Source organism: Allorhodopirellula solitaria (genome assembly GCF_007859855.1).
Lineage (GTDB): Bacteria > Planctomycetota > Planctomycetia > Pirellulales > Pirellulaceae > Rhodopirellula > Rhodopirellula solitaria.
Genome location: NZ_SJPK01000004.1, coordinates 503240 through 519837 on the forward strand (window position 1 = coordinate 503240; position 16598 = coordinate 519837).

10 protein-coding genes and 1 pseudogene are annotated in these 16598 nt (G+C 55.8%); 4 read left to right on the forward strand and 7 right to left on the reverse strand.

Features of this window, described 5'->3' with window-relative positions; translation table 11 throughout:
• The first annotated feature begins 488 nt into the window (after window positions 1-488).
• The 3 genes from CA85_RS24850 (at window position 489) to CA85_RS10565 (ending at window position 2901) form a co-directional block, all read left to right on the forward strand.
• On the forward strand, window positions 489-1226 hold the full coding sequence (locus CA85_RS24850; protein WP_186774861.1) for a dockerin type I domain-containing protein: 738 nt from the start codon (window positions 489-491) through the stop codon (window positions 1224-1226).
• Between the two features lie 375 nt (window positions 1227-1601).
• Complete coding sequence (locus CA85_RS10560; RefSeq protein WP_146391283.1) at window positions 1602-2405, forward strand: hypothetical protein; 804 nt, start codon at window positions 1602-1604, stop codon at window positions 2403-2405.
• A 4-nt stretch (window positions 2406-2409) separates the two neighbouring features.
• Complete coding sequence (locus CA85_RS10565; RefSeq protein WP_146391284.1) at window positions 2410-2901, forward strand: dockerin type I domain-containing protein; 492 nt, start codon at window positions 2410-2412, stop codon at window positions 2899-2901.
• Between the two features lie 56 nt (window positions 2902-2957).
• Here CA85_RS10565 and CA85_RS10575 read toward each other — a convergent pair whose 3' ends face one another.
• Genes CA85_RS10575 through CA85_RS10585 form a run of 3 tightly spaced genes read right to left on the reverse strand, consistent with a single transcriptional unit; the run spans window position 2958 to window position 7680 of the window.
• Window positions 2958-4736, reverse strand: coding sequence for a hypothetical protein (locus CA85_RS10575; RefSeq protein WP_146391285.1), 1779 nt, complete (start codon window positions 4734-4736; stop codon window positions 2958-2960).
• Window positions 4733-7042 carry a serine/threonine-protein kinase gene (locus CA85_RS10580; RefSeq protein WP_146391286.1) on the reverse strand — a complete coding sequence of 770 codons (2310 nt, stop codon included), beginning with the start codon at window positions 7040-7042 and terminating at the stop codon, window positions 4733-4735. The genes CA85_RS10575 and CA85_RS10580 overlap by 4 nt, the downstream gene beginning before the upstream one ends.
• A complete protein-coding gene (locus CA85_RS10585) occupies window positions 7039-7680 on the reverse strand; it encodes a sigma-70 family RNA polymerase sigma factor (RefSeq protein WP_146391287.1) in 642 nt (213 codons plus the stop codon). The genes CA85_RS10580 and CA85_RS10585 overlap by 4 nt, the downstream gene beginning before the upstream one ends.
• An 890-nt stretch (window positions 7681-8570) precedes the next feature.
• Between CA85_RS10585 and CA85_RS10590 the strand changes: the two genes are divergently transcribed.
• Window positions 8571-9263, forward strand: coding sequence for an O-methyltransferase (locus tag CA85_RS10590; protein WP_146391288.1), 693 nt, complete (start codon window positions 8571-8573; stop codon window positions 9261-9263).
• A gap of 179 nt (window positions 9264-9442) precedes the next feature.
• Here CA85_RS10590 and CA85_RS10595 read toward each other — a convergent pair whose 3' ends face one another.
• The 4 genes and pseudogenes from CA85_RS10595 to CA85_RS10610 all read right to left on the reverse strand — a co-directional run bounded on the left by CA85_RS10595 (window position 9443) and on the right by CA85_RS10610 (window position 16353).
• On the reverse strand, window positions 9443-10996 hold the full coding sequence (locus CA85_RS10595; RefSeq protein ID WP_246112677.1) for a sulfatase: 1554 nt from the start codon (window positions 10994-10996) through the stop codon (window positions 9443-9445).
• Between the two features lie 55 nt (window positions 10997-11051).
• A pseudogene (locus tag CA85_RS26110) lies at window positions 11052-11189 on the reverse strand (hypothetical protein); the annotation flags it as partial.
• 161 nt (window positions 11190-11350) lie between these two features.
• Window positions 11351-14722 carry an efflux RND transporter permease subunit gene (locus tag CA85_RS10605; protein ID WP_146391291.1) on the reverse strand — a complete coding sequence of 1124 codons (3372 nt, stop codon included), beginning with the start codon at window positions 14720-14722 and terminating at the stop codon, window positions 11351-11353.
• Window positions 14719-16353 (reverse strand): HlyD family secretion protein, encoded by a 1635-nt coding sequence (locus tag CA85_RS10610; protein WP_246112678.1) that lies wholly within the window; start codon window positions 16351-16353, stop codon window positions 14719-14721. The genes CA85_RS10605 and CA85_RS10610 overlap by 4 nt, the downstream gene beginning before the upstream one ends.
• Between the last annotated feature and the right edge of the window lie 245 nt (window positions 16354-16598).

The following is a 16598-nucleotide window of genomic DNA, read 5'->3' on the forward strand; positions in this document are numbered from 1 at the left end:
AATCTGCGGGTCCGGAAAAAGGTGAAAAAATGACGAGAGGAAGAAGGGTTGGGTTGGGTGTGGAGCGATTGAGTGATCGCGTCTTGCTGGCTGCCGACGGGTGGAGCAGCGAGGTGTTGCGGCCGACAGACGACTCGGTTAGCTTGGAGAGCGCTGAGTACCTTAGATCACTTTCTGAACAGTTTAGCGTCTGGAAAGCAATCCAATCTCCGGAGCGTGGCGCGTCTGGTCACGCGATTTCGATGGAGTACAGCGGGTTCAATGCAAGTCTTGATCTGCGATCCCTTGGTGGTCATTGGTCAAGTGCTGAAATTTTGGGCGGTGAGTCTTCGTTGGGTTCGACATTGCGGCTCCTCACGATTGAGGGCGACGCGAAAAACGAACGTATCTATTACCGAAGTCCTGAGGGCGTATCAGGGACGGATGAGGTTTCAATTGTCGCCCGTGCGACGGATGGGCGGCTGCTTGTCGCGTCGATTCACGTATCAGTGAATGATAAGGTCCTTGGCGATCTGTCGACCGATTCTCGCGAGCTCAATGGCGAAATCACAACAGTGATTGATTTTTCGGCAATCTCAGAGCCGGACACGCCAGATAGTTTCAGTTTGGCTGTCGCATACGATCCTGCGGTCGTTCGTCTTGTTGAGGTAACCATCGGCGATGCATACGAGACGTTGTCCGAACACAGAGAGGTTCCCAGCGTTCCCGGTGCGGAGCTAGCTGCGATCGAACTCAATGGTAGTTCTGTCTACGGTCAAGGGGATGGGAAAATTGGCGAGTTACAGTGGGAGAGGATAGCAGAAGGTGATCCAGCAATTCGACTTGAGCCATCCATCAGTTGGCGACTGCAAAGCGACGCTGGCGAGATTACTCCTCAAGTGGTTGCGACTGCAGCTCGATTCAAGCGTTCTGCCGACGTGGACGGCAATGGGGAAATCACAGCCTTGGACGCTCTCCAGGTTATCAATTCACTCGCCGAAAGCAGTTCGAGTACCACGTCCGGTCTCAAGGTGGTGGCTGATCTGTCAGGGCACCATCTGGCGAACGATGTCAACAGTGACGGTAAGGTTACGGCGTTGGACGCGTTGATGATCATCAACATACTAGGGCAAGACACCACCGCTCATAGAGCGACTTTCCCGGTGCTGCCGTCGGGGTCGGTCGATCGTTTGTTTGCCAACCAGGGCGATCCAGATGATGAGCAAAGGTTGGACCGGCTCTTTTAGGTTCATCCGACGGAAGCGTGCACAGAACACAGCGGAAGGTTTTTTGAGGCATGGCTCTCGTATCCAATGATCGTTCAGAAATGCGTCCCTGACGAACAAACTCTCGCCAGGGACCGACAACACCATTGGCGTACCGCTTTTGCAGGGAAACGCTGGCGACCGAGATATCCCTTGCCAAGCCAGCACCTCTGCAGAGCTCGGCTCCGTTTCTCCCGGCAGTGCCAGTCTAACATTGATAATCACATCCCACAAATAAATCCTTGCATACTGGAGCCATGCCTTGAAAACCTCGGCCGCACGCTTCCGTCGGATGAGCCCTCTTTTAGACAGATCGCACTTGAGAATTACCCCGGCTTTTACCTAGAGCACAATACAATGTTGCATCAGATATTACAGGTTGTCTTTGTCGTCGTATGTTTGTCGCACAGCGTGTCGGCAGGTAGCCCGGACCTAAAGCGGGTGTCCGCAGTAAAGGATGCAGGCGAACGCGAAGTCACCGTTGAGGATGTCAGGAAACTGTTGCTCAGGCAGCAGCTTCGGTGCCAACCTGGAACGATTGGACGCGTGTCGCTGCTAGCATTCGACGAAGTTCGCAACGCTGTTGGTGTCAGCAAGCAAACTCATGAGCATCTCGCAGAGATGGTGAAAATGCTCCAAGAGAAATCACACCAAGAACTAGTCCAGCTGTCAGGAGGTTCGTCAGGCCGCCAGCGAGAGCTCACGGAAGCCGACGTCTTGACGGTCACGAAACTTGTGGAAGGATGGATGAAAGAGATTGACATTCAAGTGGAATCCATCGTTCCAGAAAGACCTCGAAGCGATCTGCTCGCAATCCAATTTGTATTGCTTGGGGCGGAGGTTTTTATCGATCCGGCGTTTCAGTCACATGTCAGTTGTTCCAAAAAAGAGCGTGCGGACATCGAAGAAGAGCGGAACCGCTTTTTGAACGAATATTTCGCGGTTAACGATCCGTTGTTACCCGTACCAGTTCCGGAGCTGGATGGCCAGTCTACAGTCGCTTTAGCGCAAGAATTAACGCGTCGCTTGACATCAACCTGCGATGCAGCGACCAAGCACGAGATCGATAAGTTGGAGACTCGTGGTGACGAACTAGTAAGTTTACTTGAGAGGCTGAGAGGTTCAGCTAGCTCATCGTTTGCAATCCCAGAAAAGGAGTAAAGGTATGAAGGTTTTTAGTTGTGTTTTGACATTGCTGGTCTGCTGCGGTTCAGCGTTTGGGGACGGTATTGATTGCGGCCCAGGCCATGGGTATGACGCCGATGGCGATTACTTTTTCAACGTGCAAGACGACGTCAACGCTGTCTTTGCGAAGATTGGCACCAGTGATCCGCAGGCAGATGTTAACGGTGACGGAACCGTCACAGCGTTGGATGCATTGCTGATCATCAACGCAGCAAATCGCAATTTGTTCCAACGCGATGGCAATCGGTTTGATTGTAACGGTGATGGATACGTATCGGGGTTGGATGCTCTACACGTGTACAACCTTATTTCATTGTACACCAACGGCGGGTATCCACCACCAACGGACTTTCTTGTGTTTGAAAAGTGCAGCGATAGTTATGTTGATGTCGATGGCGATGAAGTACTTACGTATTCTGATTACCTCGCAGTGATCAATGAGCTGAACCGACTTGAATCCCTGAGGAATTAGGCAGCTTTAGGCGTGGTGGTCTAACCGGGCTACCACGCGTTTTCGGTGTCGCTCCGCTATCGATCGGTCGGTGGGAGTCCTGTCCCTGGTGAATTTTCGACTGATTGGTTCATCGCAAAGGGGGTCCGTTGATCGGGAAGTTTCTGGTCGGCTTCCGCTTGCTTTCTTTCGTGATGTGGAGCGGCATTTTCTGTCGAGGGAACAATTGCTCCCCAGTCGATAGCCGGTCTGTGGTGTTCTGGCGATGAGGTTTCCTCGTTGCTAGCAATGGCTTCGTCAACGTTATCCTGCCACGGTTTTGCACTGTGATTGGGCGTCAAGATCTCAGCGATGTCGATGAAACCGTCTCGCTGAGGTGTGGCGTGCTCATTGGCAATAGACTCCGCTGTGCCTCCGTTTGCGTGCCGCTGCGGGGAGATAACTTGAAGATGCAGCCGAAACCTTGATTGGAATGTTTCCACGAGCGCGCCTTCCAAGAACAGTGCGTCATCGTAGAACAATCCAGCGTGCTTTGATTGTCGCTTGCGACGCTCGTTTTCTGTTTCCTCTTTCTCAGACTCGCTGTCATTGGTGGACAGTGAGTCTGCTTGGTTCACTGGATTCGTGTCCTCGTTCGGTCCGTCGAGTTCACTCCAGTGGTCACTATAACTTTCTCCGTCTTCACGCCGTTCCGGCCCCCACCAGTCATCCTCATCTCGCCATTTCGAATGTGAGTCTGGGTAGTCGTCTCGAAACGAAGGGATGTATGAAACTAGCGTAAAGGAATTCTCACCCGAAGCCTCGTGGGAAGCATCTCCCGAATTCGACACTACAGTCGCGGGCGGTGCAGGAGGTGGGGGATCAGTAGCTGAGTCGTTGGATGGATTAATCACGGGAGTGCTTGTGTTATCACTCGGATCGTCATTTGTTGGACTCGGCAGATCGAATGTCGGCGAATGGATGCTTTGAACGGGGACCGCGTCGCCAGAGCCAAATAGCAACACCGGATCATGTTGCAAGGTGGACGGCGCGACCTGGATACGGCTTGGCGCGTCCGTGCTGTCCACGACGAAAGGAGCTTCTAGCAAAAATTGCTCGGCACCTCCGAATGCGGTTCCGCTGCTCGCGACTCCGCCCAGGTTTCGTAGGCATGATCCATCAATCTTCGGGTCGAATTCCCAGCTAGAAAAAGTCTCATTTACTCGAACGCTTCCTGTCGGGTGAAGGTTCTCGCTAAACTCCAGATCCACCCAGGCTTGGTACAACCCGCCTTTCCCGTTGTCGGCTGGATTGACGGCCTTCGGATCACGCAGATCTTGCACGAAAACCTTGGCAAGGTACGTGCCTCCCGCTTCCACGGCATCGACAGGCCGGCCCTGCAGGTCGCGTATGTCAACGCGGAAGCGAACGATGGGCGTATCATTCAACTCCATCGTCGGCGGAACCGTTGGTCGTTTGGCAGGGAAATTGGCTCGAAATGGGGGGATTCGCTCTGGCATCTCCCTATCCCGGTGCGCATCGAGCTCATCGGCGGCGGTGTTCGTTTGGGGATCCGCGAGATACTCGACTCCGGCCTGCACAACCACAGCGTGTTGGCCTTGCACATCGCGAATGTCAATCTGACCACCGGTGTTCTGGCTATCGCCCAAACTATTCAGCGAGGGAACTGGCGGTAGACTGACGAGCGAATCCTCGCGAGACTGGACGATTTGCTCCAATATTTCTTCGGCCTGCCGTGGGTCAAACTTGTTAGCCGCGATGTCGGCTTGCAGTTGCGCAAGCAGTTCGAACGGGTTGGCGGACAGCGCGATACGAGGCTCCATCACCTCGAAACGTAGGATACGTATGTGACTCATTTTGGGAACCTTTCTAGATTCTGCTGCATGCTCGCCAAAGCCTTCAGATAACGAGGCTCACTTGGACGACGTCGAGCAAGCGACTGCATTAGGTTGCGCGCTTGGGTCATGGCGTGACGAGCTTCTTCGTTACCTGCTTGCCGATACAGCAAGCGACCAAAGTTGTTGTAGGTGATGGCAAGTTCCTCGGTGTAGTGAACGTTCATAGGCATGATTTCAATGAGTTCACGAAAATGCGTGATTGATTCCTGGTAGGCGGCGATCGCATCGTCGGGGCGATCCAAACGCGTCAGGAGCGAAGCTTGGTTGCTCAGACTCATCGCCAAGGCGCGCATATTTTCGTGAGGTGTGTTTTCAGTTTGCATGGGTTTCTGGTTTGCGACCTGGACGGTGAGACCGCGGAGGGCCTCGATCGCCTTGTAATTCAACGCGAGAGACTGTTCAAGATCATCGGCTTGGAGAAGATGACTCAGGTTGTTCCAAATCAGTGCCGCGGTCAGTGTTTCCAGGGGGCCACGATCCTTTCCGTTCGAGAGTTCCTCGGTCGCGAGTTCAAATTCGCGACTCGCCTCTTTATCACGGTTCATGGATGTGAGCAGCAAACCGAGGTTGCCACGCACGGTCGCCAAAGTTGCGGGCTGATTTATCGCGGTGAGTCGTTTGATCGCCTCCTGATAAACTGCTTCGGCTTTGGCAGTCTTGCCGTGCTGGGCGTGCAAGATCGCGATGCTGTTTTGGCAGAGTGCGATCTCGTGATCGTTCGACGGGGACGAAGGCAGCTTAGCTAAGATCGTGGCTGCCCGCTCGTAGGCGGCCAGGGCTCGCCGAGTCGCACCAACTTCTTCAATGATCTTTGCTGCTCGAAGATGGGTTTGGGCAAGTTCATTTTGAAGTTCAGCAGCCGATTCGACTTCGTCTGCAAAACGCTCGTAATACGTCAACAGGTCACGCACGAGTTCTTCACGAAGTGATTCTGCGCCTGCTACGCCCCGCAGTCGTTCAGCCGCCATCAAACCGAAGTGGTCGAGTACTTCACGTGTTTGTTGAAAATTGGCATTGGCCTGCTTGAGATTTCGATCCGCAGCAATCAGGTTTTGATCAGATTGCAGTAAGGCAGCCTGCAGGGCCGTCTTCTGCTGTGCGAACTTTGTCATCGCCAGCAGTGACGTCATCAAAGCGATTAGCACCGTGATAGCGGAAATAGCAACGCTACGTCGGTGCCGTAGCGTCCATTTCGTCATGCGGTCAGCGAGCGACGGTCGCCGGGCGAGAATGGGGCGAGCCGCCAGTACACGGCGTAGGTCTTCGGCGAGGTCGCCCGCGGTGAGGTAACGCTCTCCCGGTTCGGCCGCCACTGATTTCATCAGCACCGTTTCGATGTCACGCGAGACAAGTGGATTCACGCGTCGAACATGGACGTGATCGCCCTCGCTGAAGCGTTCTCCCCGCAACATCTCACAGAGCGTGATGCCAATTGAATAGATGTCGCTGCGATGATCAACGAGCGCGGGGTTACCCATCGCCTGTTCTGGGCTCATGTAGCGAAGTGTGCCCACGACCGCACCACTTCCGGTAATCCCTTCTCGATCGCCTCCGCTGGTTCGACGACAGCGAGCCAAACCGAAGTCGGTTACCCAGACTTTGCTGTCGCGGTCAACGATCAAGTTCGAGGGTTTGATATCCCGATGGATCACGCCGCAACGATGTGCATGGTCGATCGCCTCGGCAGCCTGTAGGGTCCAGCGGATCGCACGTGGGATCTCGGGCGGTTCGTCATAAATGAACTCATCGAGCGAGCGGCCGTGAATCAACTGCATGCTGTAGCAGTGAACTCCCTCTTCGATACCCGCCCCGTAAATTGGCACGATGTTCGGATGGTGCAGTCCACCGGCGGCCTGTGCTTCGATTATGAACCGTGCGATCTGTTGCTGATCCAACGTGGCCGAAGTCGGCAGAACTTTCAAGGCAACAATTCGTTCGAGCGAAATCTGTCGTGCTTCGTAAACGATTCCCATTCCGCCACGACCGATCTCACGCTGGATTTCAAAGTCGCCTATTTTCTTAGCGACCAGACTTTCCCAACTCGCATTGGCGGGCGGACACTCGCTTTCGGGTGCAAATCCGTGAAGGGCGTCCAAGCTGGCGAGTAATCCAGGTAAGCGTTCAGCAATCGATCCGTCGGGGTAACGACGCTCACAGTCCGCAAGGAAGTCGCCGTGTGCGATCGAGCCAGTCGAACGACGCTCCACATACTCATCGAGAATGACTAACAGCCTTTCATCCGTCGTGGCTTGGTCCAGGATCATCTTTCGTTCTCTACGTCGAGTATGTCACGCAGTGCTTCAATGGCCCGCAACCACAACATCCGCACTGCACCGTGGGATCGCTCCATCTGCTCCGCGACTTCAGGGAAGCCCAGGCCTTCGATGCTCCGCAGCATCAGTACTTCGCGATGGTCTTCTCTCAACTGCGCCAGCGCATTGGCGACGCGAACGCTACGTTCATGGTTGGCCAATTGCGAGCCGGGTGAGCGGTCAGATGCTATCAGAAAATTCTCGAGACGGACCGAGGACTGGTCTAGCCACTTGCCGACGGTCTCAAGCGAGACTTCTCTTCGAACATCACGAGCCTGAGCATCCACGTGCGTCTGGATCAAGGTTTGGATCCTTCGCGTCAGGATGGCCTTCAGCCAAGTCACAAACTCGCCTCCGGTAGTGCCTCGAAATTCGGAGAAACCGCGAGTTGCATTCAGCAGGGTTTCCTGGACTACGTCGGACTCACTCGCACGCACACGCAGACGTGCCCGGATCTGTGAAGCGGCCAATAAGCGAATGTAGTTTTGGTAGAGCCCGAAAAGCGTACCCAGAGCGGTCGCATCGCCCATTCGGGCGGATTGGAGCAAGTTATCGACTCGAGCATACTCGGAGTTGTTTGGGCTGGTCAATCATACTCCTTATTGGTGGTTTGCTTGGCGGGGATTTATAGAATGCTATGCCGATGGACATAGTTTGCTCTAGATTGTCACGCCAAAATCTGGGAATGGCGACGACATAATCTGGGTAATCAGAGTCATGACGGCGCCGGAAGTCCAGGACGCAGTCCTCGCCGTTTCCCAAATCTTCAGATGTCGAAGCGACGGTAGCACGTCACAGCTGGTCTCAGTCCGCAGCTACGCGTGCAAGTTTCGAACCAAAGTCGGGATAGGGGCAACATCAGGAAGCGTGTTTTGCTGTTGACGCTGATGTGACTCCAACGGCGTAACTTCAGAATTCGCTGCGGCCTATGTCTTGGACTAGCTGCTGGCGTTGTATACGCCCCTTTAGAATATCGCCGCCAACTGCATCGCTTGGGCTGGAGAACTGACGCTTCTCACTGCCGGGGGGGCGATATCAGCCAGGTCGATGCCGGGCCGAACATGGTGGGACCCTCCGACGGAAGGAGGCATCAATGGGTTGGATAAGCTGCGTGAGGCCAAAGAGTCCCCACACGCAAAAAGTACGCTTCGGTCGGATGAGCCAAGGAAACCGGGATTTAGGGCCTGTGCACGCGTCAGGCCGGGGAGGGCAAGCAGAGAAAGTCAGCGTACCCCGCCACTCGCTTCGCTCGGCCCTGTCAGGCGGGGGGGTGAACGGAAATGAGGCACTTCCTACCTCCTGTGTTCCTGATCGGCAGCAGGGTTCTGCAACGTTGTGTATCGGGTGCGAAGAGACCATACTGGTAGGAAGACTCGTTGAACCGCGCGCTCCTCGCTGCGTATTTTCTCGGCGATGGCGACGGGAATTGCCCACACGGTTAACCGATTGACCACCAAAGCCTCAAAAAGGAATCCAACGCATGTCACTTCAGTACCGTCCCTACGTCCTTGCACTGGCAACGGCGACGCTATGCTTGGCCACCTCCGTCGTTTCTGCTCAACGCGGGGGCGGCCCGCGAGGTGATCGTAACTCCGGCGACCTCGAACTCGAAAAGCCGCCGGTCCCACACAATGACTTTGAAGAGAATGCGTTAAAGGTGCTCGACGACATCGCCGCTAACCAGCCCTTTCGCAATGTTCCTGAGAACGACGGTCGACTGTTGCGGATCATGGCACAATCCATGGGAGCCAAAAACGTTGTCGAACTGGGAACGTCAACCGGCATCTCAGGGATCTGGATCGGATTGGCGCTGAAAGAGACCGGCGGCAAGTTGACGACCTACGAGATTGACGCGGATCGTGCCGCGAAGGCTCGCGATAATTTTGAACGAGCCGGATTGAGTGATGTGATCACGATCGTCCAAGGCGATGCTCATGAGAACTTGAAGTCGTACGAAGGAACCGTCGACATGGTGTTTCTGGATGCAGACAAGGAAGGCTACATCGACTACCTCAACACGCTGATGCCCAAACTGCGTCCAGGTGGACTTATCTTGGCCCACAACATCAACCCACGCATGGCTCATCCGCCGTTCATGGAAGCGATCACGACCAATCCGAACCTGGATACCGTCGTTCGCGGCGGCATGTCGATCTCGCTCAAGAAGAAATAGATTCTCCGCGTCAGCCAACGGATTGCGATGTTGTCTGCCAAAGGCGAGGAGCGATCGAACACCCGCGTCATGGGAATCTGATTGCGTCAAACGCAATCGGGGGAAAGGAGCCGAATCGCTGATTCCATCTCACCAGCCCGTTTGGCTTTTCCTGCGTAGTTGAAATCGGCTTGCAAACCCTAGTCGGTGATGGGGGCCGAGGACTCGCGTGCAGCCATGACCCGCGACCGGAGCTGCTCGGCCAGTTCCGCCAGCAATGGGTCGTCGTCCGATAGGGCGGTGGTTTCGCCAGCGTCCTCTGAAAGATTGGTTGCAACCGCTGCGGCCACGGATCCCGCGTCGTTCTTTTCCCACCACTGCGTGTAACGATGATCCGCGGTACGGATCGAATGGCCAATCGTACTGACCTTGTCGACGCGGGCCGGATAGGACGAGTAAGCGCTACTGCGGGCTTCGACAGAAGGATCCCCAAGGGTTTTCGCGAACGATTCTCCTTGGAGATGCGATGGCAGTGGAACGTCGACAAGTTCACAGAGGGTGGGATAGAGATCGATCAACTCGACGAGTGAGGACGTGTGCGTTCCATGGGAGCTTTCCATCCCTGGAGTACGCATGATGAGTGGCACACGGGTATCGACTTCGAAATTCGTATGCTTGCACCACGAGGAATGATCGCCAAGTTTCCAGCCATGGTCGCCCCACAGAATGACGATCGTGTCGTCGGCTAGACCGTTGCTTTCCAAGGCGTCGAGCAAGCGTCCAATGTGGGCGTCGGTGTAGGACACGCAGGCATGGTATCCGTGTAGCAGTCGCTTATTCAGAGGATCGGGCCAAGCCGTTGGAGCCTTGCCGGCCGGGATGCCGCCATAGTAAGTGATTTCACCTGGGTTCAGGTTGGCAGCCCCACGCGGATACCCGGGGGGGATTTCAGAGTTCGGCGGCATGTGAAAATCCTCTCGTTGATACAGATCCCAGTATTTCTGTGGGGCGACAAACGGCAGGTGCGGCTTGGTAAAGCCAACGGCGAGAAAGAATGGTTTCTGCTCATCAAGCATGTTCTCCTCGAGCGGTGTTTTGGCGGAGCTCTCCGGCCGACCACCGAGCTGGTTGATCAACCCGACGGCAAGGTCGGCTCGTCTGCCGTCGACGTAGGCGTCGTCGGCAACGTCGATCGATTCGGTCACCGGACCTCGTTTGGGTCCCTTGCCCGTCTCCTGATGCGCCTTCGCATTGCGATCTTGAATCGCGATGTTTTCTGGGGCGACCCAATGGGTTCTTTGTTTCACATCAAACCATCGATCCCAGTTGTCGCCATCGACCGCATCGTGACCGGAAGCCCCGTGATAGATCTTTCCGAGGCCGAGTGTGAGGTAGCCGTGCTCCCGGAGGTGCGCGTTGAGCGTTGTCACGCCAGCGAGTTTTTTTCGCCATCCATTGACGTGAAAGCTTCGCAAGCCGGTTGATTCGGGATACAGACCGGTCATCAGCGAGATACGTGAGGCACCGCAGACCGCTTGGTTGCAGTACGCGCGGTCGAACCGCATGCCGCTGGCCGCTAGCCGATCAAGATTGGGGGTGATCGCTTCGTGCCCGTAGCAGCCCAGTTCGGGACGCAGATCGTCAACAGCGATGAACAGGATATTGGGCCGATCTGCGGCGAACGATGAGCCCGAAATGGCAATGAGCAACATTGCAGCATACAAGCCAGGAGATAGGCAACATGATTTCAACATTGATTCGTTCCGATTTGCGTTGGCGCAGGGCTGGCGGATACCTGGAACCCCTTTTTTAGCTTGCTGGATTGCTCCCGTGAAGGGCTGCGAACCCCTCGGGCGTCTGGTAGCTGAGGGTTGGGTGGATGCGTGGTGTGTTGCAGAACATTCCGATGTATTCAAACACGCTTGGTACTGTTTCATTGAAATCGGCGAACGCCTCGTTCCTTGACCCACACCTGTTTCAGAGACCTGAAGGAATGCTCCATCACGGAGATGGGATAGGAATCATCGTGCGCTTGAATTCTGCGGTGAACGTTCGCCAGTCGTGGGCTAACGCAGTGGTCAAAGTTCAAGCTCCGAATTCAGGGTGTCTTATGGGAGTGCAATTCGATGCCGGTCATCGGTCATACCGGTGGACGTTGAAGGAGGATTGTTGTTCTCGCGAAGCCGAGATGAGGGGGACTGGAAGGAGTAGAGGACGGGGATGACAATAAGCGTCAGTGCGGTCGCAAACGTAAGACCACAGATGAGCAACCAAGCTAAACCTTGCCACAGCGGGCCGCCGGCAAGGGCGAGGGGAATGAGGCCGCCCACGGTGGTCGCGGTTGTCAGAAAGATCGGCATCAGGCGTTGCCGAGCAGCGTAGACGATGGCAGCATGATATTCGTTGCGTGTCAGAGGCCGCGCTGTCTCGGCTGATGTTTTCTCCACGACGATGTCAGCAAATTCAACGAACAGGATGGCCGAATTCAATACGATTCCGAACAATGCCAACACGCCAAGCTGCGGCATGAAACCAAACGCATTGTCGGTCACCCATAGACCAAACAAAGATCCCACAAGGGCGAGCGGCAAGGTCACCATGATGATTGAAGTGCGGGAGAGACTGTTGAATTGAAAAATCAATAGCAGAACGATTGCAATAAATGACATGCCAAACGAACGAAACATCTTCCCTTGCGCCTTCATCGACTCTTCGAGAGCGCCGCCGATCTCGATGCGAAATCCGGGAGGCAATTCGGCTTTCACCTGCTCCATCGCCTCGCAATGGAAGACTCGATTGGTAATGTCGTTTCCGGACGCGCCGTAGTTAATCTGCGATCGGACTTCGATTGTTCGGTTTCCGTCGCGTCGATCGATCGTCTCCAAACGCCATTGCGGTTCGACGTTTGCAATCGCTGCCAGTGAAACCTTGCCGACTCGGCTTTCGATGTGAGAGTTGTTGACGGCACCAAGCGACTGGCGGCTTTCAGGTTTCAATCGAAAGTAGACCGGGATTTGCCGGTCTCCCTCGCGATACATCGTCAGTAGTTTTCCCGAGTAATAGGCGTCGAGCGTTGAGGCAACCTCCGCGTTGCGAATTCCTGAAAGGCTCGCTCGATCGGAATCGACATCGACGAACAGCTGCTGGCCAGAGACGCCCCACGAATCGTTGACGTCCCAGGTGTCCGGTTCGGCATCCACGATCGACTTGACGCGGTTGGCGATGCGTCGGAGTTCGCGTGCGTCTGCAAGTCCGTTACCAACGACCCGCAACACGACAGGGTCCGCCGGTGGGCCTAGAGCCAACTCGACCGGTACCACTCGGGCGCCAGCGATCGGGGAAAGCCCCAAGGCTTCGTCTCCCCGCCGCGCAACGACACGCAGTTTCTCGGAAAAATCGTGGGTGAACTCTCCCTTGGTCGTGTGGATCAGGATTTCGGCGTAGTTGGGCTTCAGCGCTTCCGGTTCCCATGTCAGGTACCAGCGCGATCCACCTCCGCCGACGATGGTACGCATGTTGAGCAATCGTTGATGCGAATTTCCTTCGGCATCGACATGCGGGCTGAGCGCGCGGATCATCTCTTCCACTTTGCGAGCAACGCGGTTGGTTTGTTCAATCGAAGCCGATTCGGGCAAATAGATCTCAACGGCAAATTGGTCGCGCTGCGTCAGTGGAAAAAACTCGCTCGAAACGGGAAGCTGAATCGCAAGCACCAATGTGCCGAAGGAGGCAAGGATGGTGACAAGCCGATGGCGCAGCGCCCAAGCGACTGCGCTGCCGTAGATCCGATAGAAGCCGCGAGCTGCTCCCGTTTGCACAGGCGAAGCTCCCGCTTTCTTCCTGCGAAGACCGCGCCACGCGGTTCCAAGCCTATCCATCAGCCACGGCAGCGGCGCGGATGGGCGAGACGGGTCACGCGGTGGCCGAATGAACCAGGCGGCAAGAATGACGCAAAAGGTCATGGCCAGTACCCAGCTGACAGCCAGGGTGATGGACAATGTGATTGGCAGACTGTAGATGAATTCGCGGTTGGCACCATCCATCGCAATCAACATTGGGATAAAGGCGGCAACCGTCGTTGCGGTTCCGCTGAGCATCGACGGGCCAAGCATTTTCGCACCGGCGACCGATGCATCGCGAGGACTCATGCCGGCGATTTGGTTCGTGCGACTCTGGTCGCATACCTGAACCGCATTGTCGACCAACAAGCCGAGCGAGATGATCATCGACGCCAATGACATCTGTTCTAGCTGGACATCAAAAAGGGTGATGATCGCCAGCGACGCGATGACAACAAACGGGATGTTGGCCGCCATGACGGCAGCCGTGCGAAAGCCGACAACCAGATACACCAGGACAACCACAACCAGAATCGCCTGGGCGATGTTCTCGCCAACTTCGCGAATACGTTGCTTCACACTGTCCGATTGATCGGAAATGATCGACACCGCCAGATCGGGTGGCAACACCCCGGTGCTTTGCAACTGGGCGACGCTTTCCTTGGAACGGTCGCAGATGTCAATGATGTTGGCGCCTGACTTCATCGATACAGCAAGGATGATCGTGGGCGTCTCCAGATCGGGTGTTCCGTAGCGGCAAATCTGCTGGGGCGGGTCGATGTAGCCACGCCGAACGTTTAACCCCATGTTTCTGAGCTGCACTTGATTGACCGCTGCATCGCCCACTTCGTCTCTGGTCGCCACGACACCAACGACCAACGAGTCAAACGCCTCCACCGCACTGGCATCACCGCTGGGCTTGACAAAAAAACGTCCGTCTTCGCCGTCGATTTTTCCACCTGGTGCCACGATATTTTGCGACTGGGCGAGTCCTTCGATTTGATCTGTCGTCAATTCGAGCGCCGACCAATTCCCTTCGTCTGTCTCGATGTAGATCGCCTCTTCCTGCACTCCGAAGCGACTGACTAGCGAGACACCGGGTAGCAGCCGAAGCGAATCGCGTATGCGTTCAGAAAAAAGATCGAGCTGCCGTGGCGAGTAGGCATATTTCGGAGCGATGACTGAATCCCCGTCGAGCGGTCGCTGGTGGACCGCGTACAGCAAAACGCTGGTATCCGAAAACTCGTCGAACAGATGTGGCGAGATGCTCTCGTGAGGCATCGACACGTTGCGAATCCGGGCGCGGACGCGATCCCAGGCGTCGTCTACCCTGGCACCTGGTACGCTGTCCTCGAGTTCGACGAAGATAACCGACTGTTCGCTGCTGGAGGTCGATCGAATTAACCGGACTTCTTCCAATCCGTCGATTGCATCCTCCAGCGGATCGGTCACCAGTTTTTCGATCTGTTCCGCCGACGCGCCTTGCCAACGCGTGGTCACCACGGCGATCTTGATCGTGAATTCAGGATCTTCGCGACGCGGCATGGTGAAGAAGCTGACGCACCCCCAAACGACGAGCAGTAACACCAGCGTGATCGTAATCGTCGGCCGACGCACAGCAAATTCGGGAAGGTTTCTCATGGCTGCACTCCGACGAGCGGGGAAACCATCACGCGGTCTCCATCGTTCAAGTAGTGAGTCCCTTCGATAACGACCTGCATTCCCTCGTGTAGCTCTTCCTGCGAAGTCGACGCGATCCGAAGGAATACTCTTTCCCCAATGACCGACTCTCCGTCGGCGACATCGACCATGACACGCCGCGCGATCGCTTGGCTCTCGGTGCTGTCGATCAAATGGATAAAGGTCAGCCCCCGTTCTTGGCGAACAGCCTTCATCGGGACGTAGTAGCCACCGGTCGGTTTGTTTGAAGTCAACGAAATTTGTACAACATCTCCCGATCGCAACAGCCAACGCTGTTCGTCGAGCATGACTTGGGAGCCGTTCCAGGTTTCCAGACTTGGACGTTTGTTTGTGGAGCCGCCGGGCGATTGCGAATCTTGGGGTTTGAGGTGCAGTGCACCGGTAATCAAATCGTGCTCGACATCCATCTCCACACTTGGGTCAGTGAACTCGATCGCGACAAACTTCCACCGACCGAGATAGGGGATCACGTCGCTGGTGATGCGGACGGGAACTTTGGTGACTGAAAGCAGACGCTCGCCTGGCGGCGACGGACTTCCCCAACGACGATTGGTCACTTTCCAGACAAACGTCTCGCCGCCGATCGTGTGAACCGCTTCGCGAACCACCAACAGCCGCTGGTCGCCGGTAATGATCGGGCCGACGTTCAGGGGGGTGATCTTATCGGTCCACGCGATCGGATCGTCGGTGGCTAGCGACTCGAACCCCGATTCGTCGATCTCGTTTCGCACATGCATCGTCACCGTAAACGTTCGCGCGGCAGGGTCCGCCACCGTATCGACCCGGTACACCATACCGCTAAGTTGCCGCGACATTCCATTGCCATCGGTCACCTGAACCGACAACATGTCGCCGCGACGGTAGCGGCGCGAGGCGCGGGCGGTGACCTCGAATTCAACGGCCATCGGATCCATCATCTGCACGGTCACCACCGGATCGCCTGCCTTAACGTACGTGCCAGGAACGGCATGAATCTGTGAAATCTGACCGGGAAAGGGGCTGAAGAGAACCGTGTTTCGAAGGTTCCGTTGGGCTTCGGAAAGCTGTTGGCTAGCCTGCAGGACCTGGGCATCGAGTGCGAGCTGGCGGGCTTTCGCCTGAGCCAACTCAGCCTGAGAACTGGCGAGACGCGATTTCGTCGTGGAGGCACTGGTTTGAGCGGCGTCGAGTTCCGAGCGTGAAATCGCATTCTGTTTCGAAAGCTTGAGGGCGCGTTTCCACTCGAGAGCGGCTAGGTCCGCCTCGGCCCTGGCGGTTTCAATCTGAGCGGGCAATTGCCTCTCAATCGTCACAAGGTTGGCATCGCGGTTGAGCTTCGCGACTTCGACGCTGGCGTGAGCCGACTCCGCGGCAATCTTAAATGCCTCGTCATCCAGTCGGGCCAGCGGGGTAGCCCCGGTCGGCAGCTCGTCGGTCGCATCGCCGATTTGAGGCGTCACCGATTCGTTGGGCTCGATGACTTCCGCGACACGTCCGGCGACTTCGAATCCAATCTGCTCGGCTTTCCATGGCACAACCGAACCTGTTATGAATTGGGTGTTTGTCGGTGAGGACTCTCGTAACGTCGTCATCGTGACCGGCAGAGCAGGCTTTTCAGGCGGGACGCTTTCCTCCTGTTTCTGCGCGCAACCGCAAAGGCCGAATCCACAGAAGGAGCCAATTGTCAAGACAATGGCGCCGAAGTCTCGTATTGTAAGTAGCATTGATCGTCGGCCAGAATGGCTTTCGTCGCAGCTTGCAGAAACGCAAACTGAAACTCGCAGAAAAGTAAACTGAAGGGTGTACCTTAGCTCATGGCGAATAAAAGTAAACCCTC

Coding starts and splice junctions, on each gene's coding strand:
- CA85_RS10605 (WP_146391291.1), bottom strand. CDS start 14,722: ATGAGAAACCTTCCCGAATTTGCTGTGCGTCGGCCGACGATTACGATC.
- CA85_RS10590 (WP_146391288.1), top strand. CDS start 8,571: ATGTCACTTCAGTACCGTCCCTACGTCCTTGCACTGGCAACGGCGACG.
- CA85_RS10560 (WP_146391283.1), top strand. CDS start 1,602: ATGTTGCATCAGATATTACAGGTTGTCTTTGTCGTCGTATGTTTGTCG.
- CA85_RS10565 (WP_146391284.1), top strand. CDS start 2,410: ATGAAGGTTTTTAGTTGTGTTTTGACATTGCTGGTCTGCTGCGGTTCA.
- CA85_RS10575 (WP_146391285.1), bottom strand. CDS start 4,736: ATGAGTCACATACGTATCCTACGTTTCGAGGTGATGGAGCCTCGTATC.
- CA85_RS10610 (WP_246112678.1), bottom strand. CDS start 16,353: ATGACGACGTTACGAGAGTCCTCACCGACAAACACCCAATTCATAACA.
- CA85_RS10580 (WP_146391286.1), bottom strand. CDS start 7,042: ATGATCCTGGACCAAGCCACGACGGATGAAAGGCTGTTAGTCATTCTC.
- CA85_RS10595 (WP_246112677.1), bottom strand. CDS start 10,996: ATGTTGAAATCATGTTGCCTATCTCCTGGCTTGTATGCTGCAATGTTG.